Raw genomic sequence first — 18,240 nt, 5'->3', positions numbered from 1 at the left:
ACAGACTGGGACGTATGTTGCGGCGCGAGAAACGCACTGCCACTGTATTTCATACTTCTTCAGTAGACTTTAAGCACAAAAGTAGATGTCGCACCGAAGGATCCCGACGGCAGGTCTTGCCGATCAGGGCGCACGGACTCGGCACAACCGCAGGAGACCCCGATGCGCATCGAACAACTTGAGTACATCGCGGCCGTCACCGCCCACGGGTCGCTGCGTCGCGCGAGCGAGGCTATGAACATCTCCCAGCCGGCACTGAGCGAGGCGATCACGAGGCTCGAGAAGGAACTCGGCACCACACTGCTCGATCGGCGACGAACCGGCTCACGTATCAGCAGGGAGGGTCTCGAACTGCTCCAGAATATGACCGATGTCATCGAGGCCGTCGGCAGGCTCCGGCAGGCGGCCGGCGACCAGGGGGTGCGGATGCGAGAGATCCGCATCGGCACGGTCAATACAGCCTCGTCGACCCTGCTCGTCCCAGCGTTGCTCGACTTGCGCGTCCGGCACGGCTCCGGCGGGGTCGAGGTCATCAACGCCCAACAGAGCGAGATCCACCAGGGCCTGGCCGAGGGCACTCTCGATCTGGGGCTCATCAACGTTTTGCCGGGTGACGACGTTCCGACCGGACTGGTCTCCACCGAGCTCATCCACGGCCAACCCGTCGCGTGCCTCCGCAACGATCACCCACTGGCTGCTGGCGACCAGGTCACTGTCGCCCAACTCCGCGACGAGGCCTTTGTCGCCATGCGACCCGGCTATGTCATGCACCGGTTCGCGCACAGACTCTTCGCGGGCACCATGCCCACAATGACGTACGCTACCGACGGCGCCGAGATGGGCAAGGCCATGGTCGCCGAGGGCTTAGGGATCTCGATCCTGCCCGACTACTCGGTCTGCGCCGATCCGCTGGTGCGGGCCGGGGTGATCACCACTCGGCCGATCAGAGGCGATGACACCACTGTCTCGCTGCTGATGCTGCGGCGCAAGGCGGAGCATGTGCCGTCTCAGCTGTGTGACTTCCAAGTTGCACTGATGCGTCACGCCGGCGCCTATCGAAGCGCACGCTAGCCGAACGTAGAGCGACTACCTCCGAAATGTGTTCGCATGAGCGAGTTCTGGAGCTGCGGCGGTTGGCATCATCGCTTGAGTGGTCTTCTCGGTGAGCGCGAGTCGGATGCGCTGCGCGGCCACACCATCGAACGATCTGCCGTCGGAAAGGCCCAGGCCGGTGCGACGCTCGATGTCGTCGACGACCACGAGATTGGAGAACATCACCGTATTACCGTGCTCAACCCAGATCCTGCCGGTCGGGGTGCCGTCGCGACTGCCCTGTTCCCAATACAGGAACACCCGAGGTTGGGTGTCGAGATAGGTCAGGATCCAGTCGCACTTGCGGTAGCAGCGGTCGACCTTCCACCCCTCGAATGGCTCAGTCTCGTCAGGTTCCGAAGGTCGGCCAGCGCCTCGTCCCACGGCGTCCCGGAACAGATGAACATGCGTTGCACCTCCTCCCGGGGTGGCAGGGCCATGTCCGGAGGGGCATCACTACTGCTCGTCCTCGCGCCACAGTCGACTGTCCGGGCAGGTCCTCCTTGCGCACGTCGCTGTGTCGATCGGAGTGCTCATTTGAGTCGAGTGTCGTCGCCGTTCGTCATCTCACACCTCACAAACGGATCATCGCTGCCCTGCGTGTCAGGGTGAGTTGAGTCCAGCGGTTCACAGCAACCCGCCTGCAGGGCGAGATACGGATCAACCCGACGATGACGATTTCCAGCATGGTTCCGGTCGAGGACAATGACCGGATGGACCCCTCGCATCCCCGCGCCGACGGCCCCCGACGACGTGCGTTCAGCCCCGCCGACAAGCTCGCGCACCTGGAGGCGTACGAGCAGGCCTGCGAGACGAACGAGGGCGGCGCCTACCTACGCCGTGAAGGCCTGTACTCGTCGCTGATCAGCGAGTGGCGCAAGCAGCGCGATGCCGGCGTCCTCGATGGCAAGCAGGCCGGTACGAAGGTCGGCAAGCTCACCGCCGAGCAGGCCGAGATCGCCCGCCTCAAGCGGGAGCTCGCCCGGGCGAACAAGCGACTGACCACCACCGAAGCCGCCCTGGACATCATGGGAAAATCACACGCTCTCTTGGAATCGCTCTCCGAGAGAGCGGATTCCGACGACAAGCCAACCAAGCGCTGACCACAGCATGGACCGAACTGACCGACGCCGGGATATCGACGAGAACAGCAAGCGCGGTGACCGGTGTGGTCCGATCGACCGCGGTCCGACGCCGCACCGCGGCCACCGCGCCGACACCTGCCGCTCCGACCCGACATGCGGATCCGCCGGCGAACAAGCTGACCCCGTTCGAACGCCGTTGCATCCTCGACACACTCAACAGTGACCGGTTCGTCGACCAGGCGCCACTCGAGGTGTACGCGCAGTTGCTCGACGACGGCGTCTACCTGTGTTCGGTGTCGACAATGTACCGCGTGCTGCGGGAGAACGCGCAGGTCAGCGAGCGTCGCAGGCTCGCCCGGCACCCTGCGAAGGCGTGCCCGGAGTTGGTCGCGACCGCGCCGCGACAGGTGTACTCGTGGGACATCACCAAACTCGCCGGGCCGGAGAAGGGCCGCTACTACGACGCCTACGTGATGATCGACATCTACTCGCGTTACATCGTCGGTGTGCACGTCCACGCACACGAATCGGGCGTGCTGGCGAGGGAGTTGATGGAGCAGATCTTCGCGGTGCACGGCGTTCCGCAGGTCGTGCACGCCGATCGTGGCACGTCGATGACCAGCAAGTCCGTCGCGTCGCTGCTCGCCGATCTCGAGGTCACCCGCTCGCATTCACGTCCGCGGGTGTCGAACGACAACCCGTATTCGGAGGCGGTGTTCAAAACCCTCAAGTACGGCCCGGAGTTCCCTGAGCGATTCGGATCACTTGGTGAGGCAAGGGAATTCATGATGCAGTTCACCGAGTGGTACAACCACGAGCATCGCCACACCGGCATCGGGCTGCACACTCCCGCGGACGTGCACTTCGGTTTGGCTGCGGCGAAGGCCGCCGAACGTCGGCAGGTACTCGATGCAGCACGGGCTCGGCATCCGCACCGCTTCGGCACCACGACGGCGCCGAAGATTCTCGACCTTCCCAACACGGTCTGGATCAACCGACCGGCCGACCTGAGTTGCACCAGGTTGGCCGATTCTCGGGACGGATCCGGCGTTTGTGCTGGTGACAGCGGTGCGGGTTCGGGAAATGGCACACTAACGGCTCGGTAGACTCCCGCTCTGTGGCTGCCTACATCCGCAAAGTCCGCACCGCGTCGGGCGCGACCGCGGTGCAGATCGCAGCTAAGCAAGGCCGCCGAGACAAGGTGCTCGAGCACCTCGGCTCGGCGCATACCGACAGTGAACTCGCCGCTCTGCTCGAGACCGCCCGCGAGAAACTTCTTGCCGGCCAGCAGCAACTCGATCTCGACCTGGGGGCGGGTACCGGCGGGGCATCGGTGATCACCGGCAAGCGCTCCCGCTGGCTGATCGAGGTCATCGACACCGCGTGGCAGCACCTCGGGTTCGATGTGATCGACAACGAGGCGTTCTTCCAGCTGGTGGCAGCCCGCATCGTCGAAGCGACCTCGGTCAGCGACACGGGTCGCGTGCTCGGCGAGATCGGCATCGTCCCCGCACACCGCAACACGTTCGTGCGGACCCTGCAGCGCTGCACCGAGCATGGCTACCGTGACCGGATCGCGCAGCGCTGCTTCGAACACGCCGCCGCCGCGGGCGACCTGAACCTATTGCTCTACGACGTTACGACCTTGTACTTCGAGGCAGAGAAGGAAGACGAACTGCGCAAGGTCGGGTACTCGAAGGAACGTCGGGTGGACCCGCAGATCGTCGTCGGGCTGCTGGTCGACCGCACCGGATTCCCTTTGGAAATCGGTTGTTTCGAAGGAAACCACGCCGAGACCCGCACGATCGTGCCGATCGTGCGCCAGTTCCAGGCTCGTCACAATATCGAGGGCGTGGAGATGATCATCGCTGCCGACGCCGGCATGCTGTCCGCCTCGAATCTGAAAGACCTCGATGCTGCCGGACTGAAGTTCATCGTCGGTTCCCGGGTGATGAAAGCACCCTCGGATCTGGCCAGTCATTTCCACTGGAACGGCGACGTGTTCACCGACGGCCAGGTCATCGACACGGTCACCCCGCGACACGCAAAGAGCGTGGTCAACGATGTCAACCGTCGTGCCGAGCCGGTGTGGGACCCCGCCGACACGTCAGCGTGGCGAGCGATCTGGGCGTACTCGGCCAAACGCGCCGTGCGGGACAACCAGACGTTGAACGCTCAGGAAGCTCGGGCGAAGGCCGTCATCGACGGCACCCGAGCTGCACGATCGCCGCGGTTCGTCAAGACCACCGCGAAGGGCAAGACCCTCGATACGGCGGGCATCGCCCGGGCCCGTTCCCTTGTCGGGCTCAAAGGCTACGCCACGAACCTTCCTGCGCACGTGATGAACCCGCATGAGGTGATGGCGAAGTATCACGACCTGTGGCAGGTCGAGCAGTCGTTTCGGATGTCGAAGACCGACCTGCGGGCCCGGCCGATCTTCAGTCACACCCGGGATGCGATCGAGGCGCACCTGACCATCGTGTTCGCTGCGTTGGCGATCTCACGCTATCTGCAGGACGAGACCGGGATGTCCATCCGGAAGATCGTGCGGACCCTGCGTCCACTGCAGGAAATCACAATCTCGATCGCCGGCCACGAGCACACCGCCCTCGATCCACTCACCGCCGACGCCGCGAGCATCCTCGATTCCCTCGAAATCTCGAATCGTCGATCAGGGTTGGCACACTAAACTGGTGCAACTCAGGAGGCCGCCGAACGTCGGCAGGTACTCGATGCAGCACGGGCTCGGCATCCGCACCGCTTCGGCACCACGACGGCGCCGAAGATTCTCGACCTTCCCAACACGGTCTGGATCAACCGACCGGCCGACGATTCGACGACCACTTCGGAAGCCGAAACGTCCGCCGCTTAACACCCACTGGACTCAACTGCCTTGACAAGTTCCGGGGTAGCTCCCCGGCGGCGCCTCACCATGGCCTCTTGACAAGCTTCCCTACATATCAACTGTGTGAGGCCATGCCGGTGTCACCAACGTCATGCCCTCATACAGCTAGTGGAGGCGGTCAACGATGGATATGTAAGGAACCCAATGTCCGCCCTGCGTCGAGGTTCGATCGTTGCCATCAGAGTGGGCCTCGGACAGCAGACGCAGTTGTAGCGACCGGAGTTCCGATGCAGGGTCGGAGAAGGAGCACTGCTCCACCTCATCGATGAACTGTCTCTCGAACTCCCAGGTATTCTCGTTCTCCGGGACGGCCCATATCGTTCCGATGACCGTGGGGTAGCCCCGAGACAGAAACATTAGGGCCAGCCCTCCCCAATCATCGTTGATGTCCGATGGAATCGCGGTCGTGCAGCAGCCCGAGAGAAAGATGAGCGGACCGTCGCGGCCTGGACGCGCCGGGATGTCCTTACCCATCAGACGGCTTGTGTCATGCCAGGCGATTCCAGCCTCGTTCCTCTTCGCGTTCGGTACCGAGTGCCCCCCGAGGTGGACCAGACCAATGTCGGCGCTCTGCAATTGCCGGATGGCATCGTGTCTAGTCCTGATCAGTCTCCGCGAGTCGGAGATGAGTCGCCGGGCACTGGTTGCGACCGTGCGAGGCTCGCATATTGGAACTCCGCGCGTGGCCTCTTCGCGGCTGGTCGCATCCATTGGACGCCGGGCATCGGCAGAACTACAGACCACCATGAGCATGCATCTGTCGAGCACCAGTTCGTACCGGCCGTTTACATAGAAATCGTTTCTCAGTGGCACCATGTGCCACGGGACCAACTGTGCCGCCTCCCCACACGGAACGGTGCGGACGGTCAGCACCTCACCGGAGGCGATTCGGCGGTGGCCGTCGGTGATCATGGACTTTGCGACGAAGTTCGACAGATCCAGCATGTGCCAGCCGGACTGGCGCCGCGGGCCGAACAGTCTCAGTGTCAGATCGAAATCCGACATTCGCCAGCGCGAGGCGCGAAGATCGGCGCGCATCGCGGACAACCTGCGAATGGTCTCATGATCATCCTCGATCTGCACCTCCCATCGTCCGGCCAAGCCGTGATAAGCCGATACCCAGAAGCCATCGAATCCCGCGATAAACCACATGGCCTCGCCGGCCTCACAGCAGGCTTCCACGCTCCGGTAGTCCCAGATGTCGAACTCATGGAGGGGATCCTGCGGTTTGATCCCCTTGAGTCGACTCTTGATGTGGGCGTACACCGCTCGTGGTTGGTTCAGGCTCAGAAGGCAGTTGACGAACCGGAGGGAGAGGCCTGTTGCTTGGAATGATCGATACAACTCGGCGAGCATGCGCGCGCCAAGTTCGTGCGTCCTGCCTTCGCTGAAGGTCTGCAGTTCAAACGACCACCCTATCAGGGTCATCCAGGCCGAAACCCGCCATTGGAACGCCTTTTCCGGATGTGATTTGTCATAGGTGTCGGCGATCAACCGGTCGCACCAGAGCAATTCGTACAGGTTACCTACCTCGAGCCTCAGTTTGCGGGCTTGGAAGAGCAGACCGAGACGCCTGACGTTGGAGCGTTGATGAATGGCTAGCGACTCATAGCAGTGTGCAAGGCCGATTTGGTAGCGCGTGATCTCACCATCGTCACTGTGTATACCGATTGCTTCGGCGAAGTCCGCTTCCCCACCCTCCAGATCGCCTTTCAAGAACTTCATCGTGCCTCGCAGGGCAATGGCACTGGCAAACCTGTGTTGTTGGCCGGCTTCGAGTTCCGGGATCATGCGCCAGTGTTGAATCGCTTGTTGCAGTTGTGCTGTTGCTGATCGGCGGTCACCTGCCTCGACTGCGCTCATCGCATAGCACTGGCGTGCCCGGGCAGCTTGCTCGGCGATACCGGGCAGATACTCGGCAGGAAACCATGCCGGGGGGTTAACCAAAATCTCGATCGCTGATAGGTGCAGGTCCAGCGACAACTTTCTCCTCGACTTGTCATCCATCGATGCAAAGTCGGCCGCTTTCTCCAACTGTCTGCTGACCTTGCGCGCTGCGTTTATGAGAGGACGGTCCGTGGGGGCTGGCACGAGCGTGCATCCGTCCATTGCCGTTGATCGTCTGATCGGCTGGGCGAAGTAGAAACCATCGCCCAGCGCGACCTCGACGACACTGGCGCCGGTTGCCCCAGGCTCGTCGGTGAAATAGAACCAATCGGAGGACACCGCGTGAGCGACACCGTGTACCGCGCGAGCGAAGTGCTCGTAGCCGATGGGATGCTCAAGGGACGTGGCGGCCTCGATGGCCTGCATGTACCAGGCGTAGGAGTCGGCGGGTGCGTCGAACTTGAGAGCCTCCCCAATGTTGTAGGCGGCCCGCATGACCGCGACGGGATCGTCGCGACGCTTGGCGTTCAGCCACAGTTTTTGCCACACGCACGCGGCATCGAAGTCCCTGCCAGCTTCGATGTAGGCATGCCCAAGATGTTCGAGAACGATGATGTGGTCAGCACCGCTTGTCTTGGGCAGCATGACTCGAAGCTCAGCAATTCGTTTCGCTGATCGGTTCCGGACGGACATTTCTCGGTCAGGACATCTCGAAGAGTACTGATTCGGCCGAGTAGGACTGCGTCCGCGCCGACTCGGAGCGGATCTCCGTCCGCTTGCGCCCTGACGGTGACCCAGAGATCCAAAATCCGGACGGGTGGCAGAACAGTTTCACCAAGTGAACAGCAATGCAAAAGGGCGTCTTCGACATGATGGAAACCCGTCGCCCTGTCTTAGTGTGATTTTCGACGCGCACCTCGCCGAGGTCTGCCGGCGTCACTTCGATGTCGATTCCGCTGGAATTTTCGACTGTCAAGCACAGCTCGCGGGCATAGTAAGCACCCAGGGCAATGTGGATTCTTTCGTTCACTGCGAGGTCAGCTGAGAGAGGGTAACTATAGTTGAGATCCGCATTGCGAATCCAACGGTCGACGTCAAGCGTGTTGGCGCTCTTTAAGGTCACGCCTTGGTATGAGAGGGTGGCGGCGGCGTCCTTTCGCGTGGTGCCCTTAAGGGTCACCTCGTAACCGAGCGCTTGAACTACCTGGTTGAGTGCGGACACCGCGAGTCCGATGCGTTTTGTTGATTGACCGTTACCAGCGATGTCGCTGACGCGATCAGTCGAGATCCTGACTTCCTCGGCGAGAGGAGTCGTCCCGTCCAGGACCTGGGTGAGGTCGCCAATCTTCATCATGGACTGCTGGTGCTGCGAAAACACGTCGAGCGGATTCAAGCCAGTTCTGGGTATTGCCGTGGGGACGAAACCGGCAGGGAGACGTAAGCCCGTTGCATGTGCGAAGTAGCCCAATTCAGCCTCTTTCCAAAAGGGCATGATGTCGGTTGACATCGAGCCCGCTTACAAGTCTTAGGTCCCTTGGAACCGAATTCGAAAACTCTCGTCGAGACTTACTCACCTGATTTAGGGGCTAACCGTGTTGCGATAACAGGAAAGTGACCCGAAATGCGGGTTGTCAAGACTCACAATGTCCACTGGGCGAGGGCACGTTCCTAGTGCTTCACCCTACCCACTTCTACCCCCACCTGTCCGTCGACACAGCCACATCATCAGGTGGCAAGACTAGATCAAAGTAAATACCAACGGCATTCGTTTGCCCACAACTCTCAGGGCAATTTCGGTCAGACGCCAGCCCGCTCACCTGCACGGATCCGGCACCGACCTACCCCGCACGCCCACCAACTGTCGAACTCGGGCTCAATTCGATAACGGATTCCCGGCACGGGGCTCTGGCGACCAAGGTTCGTTAGAATACTTTGCCCGCACCCATGAGAGGCTGTGAACCGTCCCGGGGTGGTTCAGTTGCTGTGCGGTCCACCTTCAGTGATGGCATACAGAAAAGGGCATAGGCCCGCCAACTGGGATCTACTCTATCGGTTTGAGCTCGAGCCGCGAGCCGTGCGGTTCGGACTGCCTGTGCCGGACTGCATCCCACAGCCAGGGATGCGAAGAACTCCGCGGCGAAGATGCGTGCACAGTCGTCGGTTACCGGCCATCGGGTGCCCAAATAACCCGCGGCGCCTTGACCCAGCATGGTCTCGAACCATGATAAGCGTCGAAAGAGCCCGGGTTCGGCGACCGCTGTATTGCACCCGTTGGCGAACACAAAGACATCGGCGAAGTTATTGGCGCAAGCAATGAGGGTTGGCAGGGTGATCTGCTCACCCTCGAGGGTCAGATCACCCTTCATGACGAGCTCGCCGGTGCCATCATCGATCTCGCCATGCGCCGCTATGTAGGCCACCCCGTACTTCGAATTGAAGTTGGTCTTCTGCAGGTTGGCGGGAGTGAGGCTGATCGCGTCAACACCGGTGCCGGTACCCGACAGGGCCTCAGTGATTACACCCTGATCATGCGCAAACTGTGAGTCCGGGCGGCTGGCCGTCAGCACGGCGACCTTGGTCAGGGCGATACTTTCAGGTGGATCGAAGTCCGCTGGTATGACGGTCATCTCGAATACCGAGCCGAGCGTGTCGGTGCAATCGGGAGCGAGGCCGATCGGCAACGCCTCCCACGGGATCGACATCTCGTTGGTGAGCACTGCAAGCCTTGGAGTACCCGAGTGAGCGAGAGCTCCCGACTTGAGGCGATCAGCTTCCAGCGACTTCGCGATCGAAACCATGATCCTGTTGACAGAATCGCCAAGTGAGGCGAGAGTTTCGCCCACGTCGTATCCCGGTGCCACGAGTTCCGCTGCCCTCGCCCTGATGTCCGCCATGCGGACATCTATGTATGCGCTGGGTTCGCTCTCGATCTCCACATCTAGAAGCGTCATTGGCGGTCCCGGCGAGTCGGCCAACCAAAGATCGACCACGAAGCGCTTTTCGCGCCGCAACGCAGAGAGGACGACATCCGCATCCAAACGACCGATCCTCTCGCTGATCGTGGCGACGTCGAATGGGGACGGCCGGCGATCAGTCGACGCGGGGTCCAGAAACGCGAGACGATAGCTGACCGTGACGCAGGGTTGATTCTGCCGAAGCACTCGGACGTAGACGCGGCCGGTATATGGCGATGCGTCGGCTCTGAAGTCAACGAGATAGGTGGACTGGGTCGCGGAAACCTCGCCCGGGATCTTGACGGTCGACGGATCCGCGAAAATATCGACATCGATGTCTTCGGGGTTATTGTCCTTCACTTCAACGCTGACCATGAACTTCTGACCGCAGAAGACTTCGTCAGGCATTGTGATCGTCACCGACGGCGCATCTTGGAGGTCAACCGTCGCGGCGCCTCTGACCGCCCTGATGCGCCGTGTCCGACGGGAGGGAAACGGAATCTCCGCCAACTCCTTATCACTCAGTGCAATGAGTTCCGCGCAGCTGGGTATCTGATTCTCACGAGCCAGCGCCAAACCACCGATGATGTAGCTGTGAAGGTCGGGATCGGGGTTCACCTTTGCGAGCGCTATAGCCGACTTCACCAGCTGCGAAATCACGTAGTTTTTGCCGTCCTTAGTCAGATCACCGAGCTCATCAACCGCCTTCAGCAGGTGCTCGATGCAAACGCTCCCGTGCGATGACTCGCGTTCCTCCTCGCTGTCAAGGGTTGCCAGCATCTCGTGGATGTGGCCGAGCCACATGTTGTGGTGCGCATTTGGGTGAGACGATCCGCTGCTGTCGATGGCAAGTTGATGCAAGGCGGCATACAGGCGGTAGTAGTCGCGTCGACGGTTGTGCGGAAAGTACCCTGTCAGCTTGTAAGATTCGGCCAGAATCTTGTCCAATACGTTCGAAGAGATACCGCTTAGCAGCTGCCCCTGATCGGTGTCGGAATCCCTCCCGCGCACGGCCAGCTCATAAAACGTGTAAATACACACCAGTCGCTGCTCGTCGTTCTGGAAGTTCGCCACTCCGAATGATTCAGCGCATGCAAGCGGACCTGTCGTTTCGATTTCGATGTTCACGGACTTGACGTAGTCGACCACGATTTCGAACGTGCTCGGGACGTCGCCGGTTTGCTTGATCAGTTCCAATATCGGCCTAGGGTTGATAAGGCGCGACGGAAACCTCAGGTTGGCGGATGCGATCGACGTGCAGAGCGCACCCAGCTGTTCGCCAGAGAACTGTGCCAAGATGCCGTCACGGTAGACTAGTTTCGCGAGAGCTTGAACATTCGAATCTATTTCCGCTGGGTGCTCTCGGGCGGAGGCGGCGTCCGCCAGGTGTTGGGCTGCATCGACGATGTTGGCTGGCATGCCCATCTCGGACGCTGTCGCCATAGCAGCCGACAGCGGTGACTTATCGCCATTTGAGGCACCCGGCGCGGATTCGTTCATGTATCGTCCTTCGCTCGGCGGTCACGAAAGCATCGTGTTGTCGTCGATCATGCCAATGTCCGAAGTCGGCTGCGGTCAAGTCCCGTGAGGTGGTGTACGGCGTGTCGCGTGATTCCTCGGGGGTGATGGCTATGCCGTCAAAGCAGGTGTCACCTCCTCAGTGGAGTTGGTGATGGTTTCGGTGTCGTCGTTGCAGGGAACCCGTCTCCGCCAGGGGAAACGCCGTAGTCCCGGTTACCGGCCACGGCTGCCGGGGAAACGCCGTGGCAGGTCTCCGACAGTCGGTCCACCCGTGACAGCGGCGTGCTCCTGGCCGCGGTTGAGCCCAGGTCCGCGTCGGCGGATAGGCGTACGAACCCGATCACGGATCCGGGGTTTCGTTGCCGGGAACCGGCCCGCCGCCGCCGGTCCCGATTCGACCGGGCCGACGTCAGCGCCGCTTCTTCAGCTTTCCGTGCTCGTTGACGCAGACGGACAGGTCGGTTCCGAAGTCTTTGATGGTCGAACCGTTCTCGTCCTCGACCCACCACCGCACCAGGGTTTCTCCGTCTCGGATGATGTTCCCCACCCAGTATTCGAGGTGTTCCTTTGCCGAGTGGATCGACTCCGGCAGAGCGTTCGGGGAATCGATGGTCGCGAGGACCCCCTTCGTGTAGAGGTTGTTCTCGTCTGGCCTATGAAGATGACTCGACACTGGATTCGGGAGTCGGGCGGGGGCTTCGCTTGGCGCGCCGCCAGTCGCGCGACATCACGGAACGCAACTGCGGCGCGGGCCGCTGTGATGACGTCGAGGACCGGGCCAGCGGTGGTGTGCGCGACGTTCATCGGCGGCGCCCACTGCGTGATCGGCCGCCTCGACATCGGCCGGGGCCGGGTGCAGGCACCATGAGAGCCGCAGCTGGGTGTGCATCCACGCGGTCAGGCGGATCTCGTCCTCGTCGACGAGGACGACGCGGTCGGTGCGCCGGGTCTGGTAGTCCTCGGTGTCGAGGAGCAGCCCGGCGAGGGTGCGGCGCAGGTGATTGCTGTTGATCCGCCGGCGCAGGTTGGTGGCGAGACCGACGTAGAGCAGTCGCACCCCGGGCTCGGTGGGGTGCGCGGGCCCGGGGAGCTGTGGGAACACCTCGGGAGCCGCCCACCAGGCGTACAGGCCGGACGCGGCAGGCAAGGTGTCCAGGTCGTCGAGTGCGTGTGGGGGGGTGGCGCTGAGCGCGGCGATGGTGCCGGTCGGATCGGGCGCGTCCGGTGTGGGTGAGGTCTGCATGGGCGCCAGTGTGCCCCGTGCGGGCGACACACTGACTTCCGAAACCGAGCGCGACCGGCACCGTCGCCGATGACACGGCCCGGCAGCATGTTCGGGGCTGGTGGCGGCTACATTTCCGGTGGAGCAGGCGACCGCGAGGAGGGGCGAACGATGGGCATGAGGTTCGGCAGCACAAGCGATGAACCAGACGAGATCTCGGAGAAGCACCGCGCGATGATCGCCGAGTACCGTGCACACACGCTCACAGACGAGGACATCAGGCGCCAGGACATGGAGGACCGAGGCCCCGCGTTGGAGGACATTGACTGGCACGAAATCCCTGTCGGGACTACTACATAGCTCCCGGTGAGGACATCTACCACTAAGCCGTGGTATCTCCCTGAATGGGGGGCAGCCCGGCGGGTGTCTTGCCTGGAGCCTGGTGTACGGATTGGGGGCGTCTGCGCTGATTTGTGCAGGTGGTGGGACGCAACTGCCAGGTCAAATGAGAGCCTGTGACGCATGAGTTCTCCGAGCCTTGGGCGGTTGCAGATTGTCCCGCCGCGTGTGATCTGGCCTCACGAGGCGATCGACTTCACTCCGTGGCTGTTGCAGAACGTGGATGTGCTCAGTGACCTGTTGGGCATGGACCTGGTACTCGCCGCGGCGGAGCACCCGGTTGGTGACTTCAGCCTGGATCTGAAGGGATACGACGAGGCGACCGGCGAGGTCGTGATCGTCGAGAACCAGCTGGAACAGTCCGATCACACTCACCTCGGGCAGATCATCACCTACGCCGCGGGAACCGACCCCACGACGATCGTGTGGGTGACCACCGGGTTCCGGCCCGAGCACCGTGCCGCGATCGACTGGCTCAACCAGCGCACCGACGAGAACACCCGCGTGTTCGGTGTGGTCATCCAGGTCGTGCAGATCGGGGATTCGCAGCCGGCGCCCAACTTTGATCTTGTTGTGCAGCCGAATGACTGGGAGAAGCAGGTCCGTCAGGCGGCATCGCCGCGCGCTGGTGAGGCATCGGCGCGGGTGCGTCGCTACCGGGAGTTCTGAGAGGCCACACTGGCCCGCATCCGCGCTGAGCATCCCGCGTGGACGAGGTCCCGAACCACCAGCCAGTCCTGGTGCAACACAATCGTCGGACTCGGCGGAGTCGTGCTGTCGATGGCATGGGTGAACAGATCGCTGGTGGCGCAGTTCTACTTCGAATCCCCCGATGCCGACCTGAACCAGGCCCGGTTCGACTGGCTCCACGACCGACGCAACGCCTTCGAGGCTGCGCTCGGTACGACCGCGGTGTGGGATGCGATGGCCGGGCGGAAGGGGGCCCGCATCATGGTGATGTCACCGTTCGACGACATCGAGGACGTGGATCGGTGGCCAGCGATGACGACCTGGTTGATCGAGCAGCAGATCCGACTACGCGAAGCGCTCGCGAAGGTCGGCGGGGCCCCGCTCTGCGGAATGTCATCCCGCACTGAGTCAGTCAAACGACGCGATGGTGAGCCCATCCAGGGGAACGCCTTTCGTCGTCCACGGGACTGCTTTCGTTCCTGACGACCCGCACCGGGTCAGCCCAGTACGCGGTCGGTCGATGACAGAATCGAGGCTGAATCGCCTACGGTCGTTTGACGACGAGGATGTCCTCGCGCAGCTTCTTGTTGGTCCTGCACAGGTTCGCTTCCTTTACGATCTTGAACACCCCCTTGTGGGCGTCGTCGTACAGGACCTCGAACTCGCCGCGCTCCCAGGTTGTGAGGTAGCTGTACTGGCCGCCCAGATCGTTCAGGGTTTCCACGATCTCGGGCGCGGTGGGAGCTGCGATGTGGAGCAGTTGAACAGTGAGATCCGCGTCCTTGCTGGTCGTGGCTATCCGGCGAATTTGCTCCACAGGAAGGCGAGTGTTGCTCTGGATTGCAAACCGGGCCGCGGCAGCCAGGGCCTTGCCGTCGTCGGTCGGGAGGAAGTTCGCCAGGTCCTGGAGTATCTGCTGGCCGATCTTGCTGCTGGTCGCGGGATCCTCGAAGAGGTCGGTGACCATCCCGTCCACCAGGTCGGGGGTAATGAACTTTTCGACCTCGTTCGAGGCGACGATGGCGGGCCCGAGGGCAGCCCATCCGCCCTGGCGAAGGTGTGTGAAGGTGGCTGCGTCGTCGGGAACCAGGTCGTCCTTGAGGAGGAGCGCGAATAGGTTGCTCTTCTCCGGTGTGATCTGCGTGGCCGGGAGCCACTCTTTGAGCTCGAGGCTTTGTACGAGCTCGACTCGGTCCTCGGGGAGTGGGATGCCACGCGTGGCTTTGAGCACGGCGACGGCGGTCTTGGCCGCAGCCTCTTCGTCGTGGGGCTCCTTCGCCCCGTCGTCGGTGTAGATCACGCCGCCGTCGAGCAGGAGCTCACCGAGCTTCTCGTCGATGTCTCCGATCTTGGCCCGGTACGCGTCGATATTGGCCAGCGACGCACGGAACAGCTTGGCTGAGGCCAGCGCCGGCCAGGTCGAGGGCGGTGCGTCGCTCAGGTGCCGCAGCGAGCTGTCGGGTGACGCGGTCGAGGTGAGCCGCTCGAGTGTCTCGTCGTCCTCTTCTGTTGCCTTGAGTGCGTCGAGGAGTGTCTCAGCGGTCAGTGTCGAGTGGTCGGTGTCGTCGTCGGATTCGACGGCGTCGAGGTAGATGCTGAGGTTGGACAAGCAGTACTGATAGATCGTGTCGTTGTCGTGAATGCTGTCCAGCGTCACCTGGCCGGTGATGTTGAGTGCCGTGCGCAGGTTGTCGGCGGTCAGCTCGTACAAGTTGTTGTCCACGATGAGTGTCCGCAGCACGTCGTGTACGCCATCGAGGCTGGGCAGAAGCACCTGAGCGCGTCGCAGCACGGTCACCACCGGGTCCAGATCAGACCTGGTTCGGGGCTCGGTGAAGACTGGCATCTTCTTGTACTGCGAGACCAGGAAGTCGCCGACAGCAGACCCGAGGTCGTAGGCGCCCGCAGGGTCGGCGGCCACGAGTGCGGCATCTACGAGTGCCGGACGCACATCGGCAGGCACGCCGTCGTCGGAGACGAGGTAGGCGAACACATCCCGCCACCGTCGGTGGCTTAGCCGTGCTGCCAGTCTGGTCCGCTCCACGTTCGAGGTGAAGAAGGCTGCCAGGAACTGTTCCGCTTCGCTCCCGAAGTTCGAGGTCAGGTGCTCAACCACCTCGTCCGCCCGCTCGACGTCCTCGACGAGAAGGTAGTCGACGAGCTGAACGTTGTAGGCGCTGATCGTGCGAGTGAAGTCCTCGTCAGCTTCGGCCAGCAGGTTCTTGAACGCACCCGGGCTGGTGAATTGGTAGTTGATGTCCATGCTGTTGGTCTGGACGGTCTGCACGATGAACGTCGCCACGTCGATGCCAGTGAAGTCGCCATAGAACTGCGCGGCGTAGAGGGTGAAATTCCGGTCGATGTAGCCCTGCTTGATGAGGTCGCGTGCCAGACCCGAATTCAGGGTCCTGTCCACGAGTGCAGCGAACGTCAGCACCTCGTCCTCGTCCTCGTCCTCGTTCGGGACGGTGATCGTGAACTTGCCGGCGTTGACCAGGTCCCGGAAGTCGGCGCCGCGGAGTTCTTCGATGTCGTGGTCGAGCTGCTGAAGTCCCTCGTGTAGCGCCTCGGTGTTCCTGTCCTCCCACCGACCGAGTAGGGCTTCCGGGAAGAGGTCCTCGAGATGGTTTTGGGACAACGTGATGAGGTGGTTGTGGCTGCCGTATTGCGGGTTCTGCGTCGCTTGGAGGGTGATCGTGGGTGAGGTGACGACGGCGTCCCAGAACGCGGGGGTGGTCACTTGGGCAGAGTCGTACGTGTCCGATCCGACGGAGAAGCACAATTGCCAGTCCACCCCAGCACGCTGGTCACGTTCGGCCTTCCCGATCCCTATCAGCCGTCCGCCTAGCTGCTTCGCGAACGGGTCGACTGCCGGCGGTGGCGTAGCCCCTGCTAGCAGGTCTCGCTTGGTTTGCTCGCGGTCCGCGACCGAGGTTGCGACGAGCTTGCGGTGATGGTCGTACAGGCGGTCGAGATTGCTGGAGCGCCGCGAGATGTTCTCGAAGTCCTTCAGGTGGAAGTTCTTGTAGGCGACCAGTGCGAAGAGGTGGCTGGGAGAGAGCTCGGGTGCGACCTTGCCCGACTGCAGCAGGCGTTCGGCGAATACGAGGTACTCGTTGCGCATGTTCAGAAGGAGGCGCTTGTCGGTGGCGTGTTTGGCGACGAGTTCGACCAACGAACGGTCGATGCCGGTGACGTCCGCCTCCTGCAGGAGCTGATGGAGGTGTTCGCGGGCGGTGCGGTGCGAGATGAATGGCACGATCGGGATGACAATTTCGAAGAACTTGGTCCTGTTCGCGCGGACGGTCTCGGCCCGCGCGGCGTCATCACCCTCCTTCGCTGTGTCCTCGCCGATCTTCTCGAACAGGCTGTCGCGCATTGCGTAGATGAACCGAAGCGGCTGCTTGTCATCCTTGATCTTCTTGAGCCGCTTCGGGGTGTTGTTGAGGAGGGTGTTGAGCTCACGAAGCGCCTCGAAAATCTGGGCGTTGTCGTAGCGGTCCAAGTCCTCGAAGACGACGATGTCCGTGGCTTCCTGGTCGAAGAAGCGGACGATCTCGTCGAGGTGCTCGTCGAAGTAGGTGTGGCCCGGCTCCGACAGTGTCAGGGCCGCACCTGCCGCGGATATGTTGGAGACCGTGAACCGGTTATAGGTGACTATTCGCAGAACCGAAACCACCACGACGAGTAGGACGGCCACCGCTGTCCACACCAACGCCTGCTTGAGACCGGAGTGATCAGGTCCGGTTGCGATCTGTGAGGGCAGGCGCCCGAGCAACGCCAGCAACGCCCCGATCACGCCGACGAACAGGATGGACTCAAAGACCGCCCGCCACCGCGGCAGGGGGCCACGCAGGCTGAACCGCGAGTGGCGGAGTGTGCGTGGCTGGGCGCTGTAGATCAGTTGCTTGAGTATCTCCTTCTGGAGGCGGTTGGTCAGCGACACGTCCTCTGTGTCGGGTGCCAGGGTGGATACGGCCAGCCGCAGCGTTGAATCTGCATGCTTCTCCTGGAACTCATCGAGCACGCTGGACTTACCGGTCCCGTACGGCCCGCTGAGGGCAATGTTGCGGTTCTTGGGATCCTGAATCGCCTTCTCCAGACGATCCAGATAGGTCTTGTGCTGGGCCTCCTCGTAATGCGGCGCCAAGGATTTCAGCACCACCTGGGCCGCGGTCTTGCTCGGCGCCGTGTGCTGCACAGTCGTGGCTGCAGCGGACGCACCTGCAAGGGCACTTGACGATTCTCCAGGAACGTCCGCGCGGCGCTCGACGTCGCTCGCTGACTTCCTTCCGTACTGGGGTCGACATGCGATGACGGCCTGCTCATACCACCGGGCGAGCATCAACGCGTCTCGCTGATTGAACTGCTCCACGCGTGCTCGGGGTTCGCCACGGTCTCGTGCTCGATCCCCGTGGGGATGTGGCCTCTCGGGAGATCCGGCGAGTCGGTGTCTGGCTCGGTCATGCCGAGAATTATCGGTGG

12 protein-coding genes and 1 pseudogene are annotated in these 18,240 nt (G+C 62.2%); 5 read left to right on the top strand and 8 right to left on the bottom strand.

Features of this window, described 5'->3' with window-relative positions; genetic code table 11:
- The first annotated feature begins 162 nt into the window (after positions 1-162).
- Positions 163-1,071 (top strand): LysR family transcriptional regulator, encoded by a 909-nt coding sequence (locus QNA09_RS16140; RefSeq protein WP_048773936.1) that lies wholly within the window; start codon positions 163-165, stop codon positions 1,069-1,071.
- 15 nt (positions 1,072-1,086) lie between these two features.
- Here the strand turns inward: QNA09_RS16140 and QNA09_RS16135 are convergent, their stop codons facing one another.
- Positions 1,087-1,476, bottom strand: a complete 390-nt coding sequence (locus QNA09_RS16135) for a hypothetical protein (RefSeq protein WP_152693039.1) — start codon at positions 1,474-1,476, stop codon at positions 1,087-1,089.
- Positions 1,477-1,805: 329 nt separating this feature from the next.
- Here QNA09_RS16135 and QNA09_RS16130 point away from each other — a divergent pair.
- A pseudogene (locus QNA09_RS16130) lies at positions 1,806-3,184 on the top strand (IS3 family transposase); the annotation flags it as partial.
- A 110-nt stretch (positions 3,185-3,294) separates the two neighbouring features.
- Positions 3,295-4,866, top strand: coding sequence for an IS1634 family transposase (locus tag QNA09_RS16125; RefSeq protein WP_119699449.1), 1,572 nt, complete (start codon positions 3,295-3,297; stop codon positions 4,864-4,866).
- A 321-nt stretch (positions 4,867-5,187) separates the two neighbouring features.
- Here the strand turns inward: QNA09_RS16125 and QNA09_RS16120 are convergent, their stop codons facing one another.
- The 5 genes from QNA09_RS16120 to QNA09_RS16100 all read right to left on the bottom strand — a co-directional run bounded on the left by QNA09_RS16120 (position 5,188) and on the right by QNA09_RS16100 (position 12,687).
- Positions 5,188-7,614: a CHAT domain-containing protein gene (locus QNA09_RS16120; RefSeq protein ID WP_048773933.1), complete on the bottom strand. Its 2,427-nt coding sequence runs from the start codon at positions 7,612-7,614 to the stop codon at positions 5,188-5,190.
- A 55-nt stretch (positions 7,615-7,669) separates the two neighbouring features.
- Positions 7,670-8,476: a hypothetical protein gene (locus QNA09_RS16115; protein WP_152693038.1), complete on the bottom strand. Its 807-nt coding sequence runs from the start codon at positions 8,474-8,476 to the stop codon at positions 7,670-7,672.
- 415 nt (positions 8,477-8,891) lie between these two features.
- Entirely contained in the window at positions 8,892-11,423 is a 2,532-nt protein-coding gene (locus QNA09_RS16110; RefSeq protein ID WP_082170423.1) for a CHAT domain-containing protein, read from the bottom strand.
- 430 nt (positions 11,424-11,853) lie between these two features.
- Complete coding sequence (locus QNA09_RS16105; protein WP_162919259.1) at positions 11,854-12,117, bottom strand: hypothetical protein; 264 nt, start codon at positions 12,115-12,117, stop codon at positions 11,854-11,856.
- Between the two features lie 54 nt (positions 12,118-12,171).
- Positions 12,172-12,687, bottom strand: coding sequence for a GIY-YIG nuclease family protein (locus tag QNA09_RS16100; RefSeq protein WP_234575042.1), 516 nt, complete (start codon positions 12,685-12,687; stop codon positions 12,172-12,174).
- Between the two features lie 501 nt (positions 12,688-13,188).
- Between QNA09_RS16100 and QNA09_RS16095 the strand changes: the two genes are divergently transcribed.
- Both QNA09_RS16095 and QNA09_RS16090 read left to right on the top strand, forming a co-directional pair.
- Positions 13,189-13,734 carry a hypothetical protein gene (locus QNA09_RS16095; protein WP_234575040.1) on the top strand — a complete coding sequence of 182 codons (546 nt, stop codon included), beginning with the start codon at positions 13,189-13,191 and terminating at the stop codon, positions 13,732-13,734.
- A gap of 9 nt (positions 13,735-13,743) precedes the next feature.
- Complete coding sequence (locus QNA09_RS16090; RefSeq protein WP_308072472.1) at positions 13,744-14,238, top strand: DUF4268 domain-containing protein; 495 nt, start codon at positions 13,744-13,746, stop codon at positions 14,236-14,238.
- Positions 14,239-14,299: 61 nt separating this feature from the next.
- Here QNA09_RS16090 and QNA09_RS16085 read toward each other — a convergent pair whose 3' ends face one another.
- The gene (locus QNA09_RS16085; protein WP_152693037.1) at positions 14,300-18,130 is read right to left on the bottom strand and encodes a hypothetical protein; all 3,831 of its coding nucleotides are present in this window, start codon (positions 18,128-18,130) and stop codon (positions 14,300-14,302) included.
- On the bottom strand, positions 18,100-18,222 hold the full coding sequence (locus tag QNA09_RS16080; protein ID WP_267966393.1) for a hypothetical protein: 123 nt from the start codon (positions 18,220-18,222) through the stop codon (positions 18,100-18,102). Before QNA09_RS16080 ends, QNA09_RS16085 begins: the two co-directional genes overlap by 31 nt.
- Positions 18,223-18,240: the final 18 nt, after the last annotated feature.

The organism is Rhodococcus sp. AH-ZY2, assembly GCF_030916465.1.
Lineage (GTDB): Bacteria > Actinomycetota > Actinomycetes > Mycobacteriales > Mycobacteriaceae > Rhodococcus > Rhodococcus ruber.
Note: the sequence above shows the minus strand (reverse complement) of the source record. Positions and strands in the feature narration are given on the sequence as shown.

Coding starts and splice junctions, on each gene's coding strand:
- QNA09_RS16140 (WP_048773936.1), top strand. CDS start 163: ATGCGCATCGAACAACTTGAGTACATCGCGGCCGTCACCGCCCACGGG.
- QNA09_RS16120 (WP_048773933.1), bottom strand. CDS start 7,614: ATGCTGCCCAAGACAAGCGGTGCTGACCACATCATCGTTCTCGAACAT.
- QNA09_RS16115 (WP_152693038.1), bottom strand. CDS start 8,476: ATGTCAACCGACATCATGCCCTTTTGGAAAGAGGCTGAATTGGGCTAC.
- QNA09_RS16110 (WP_082170423.1), bottom strand. CDS start 11,423: ATGAACGAATCCGCGCCGGGTGCCTCAAATGGCGATAAGTCACCGCTG.
- QNA09_RS16100 (WP_234575042.1), bottom strand. CDS start 12,687: ATGCAGACCTCACCCACACCGGACGCGCCCGATCCGACCGGCACCATC.
- QNA09_RS16095 (WP_234575040.1), top strand. CDS start 13,189: ATGAGTTCTCCGAGCCTTGGGCGGTTGCAGATTGTCCCGCCGCGTGTG.
- QNA09_RS16080 (WP_267966393.1), bottom strand. CDS start 18,222: ATGACCGAGCCAGACACCGACTCGCCGGATCTCCCGAGAGGCCACATC.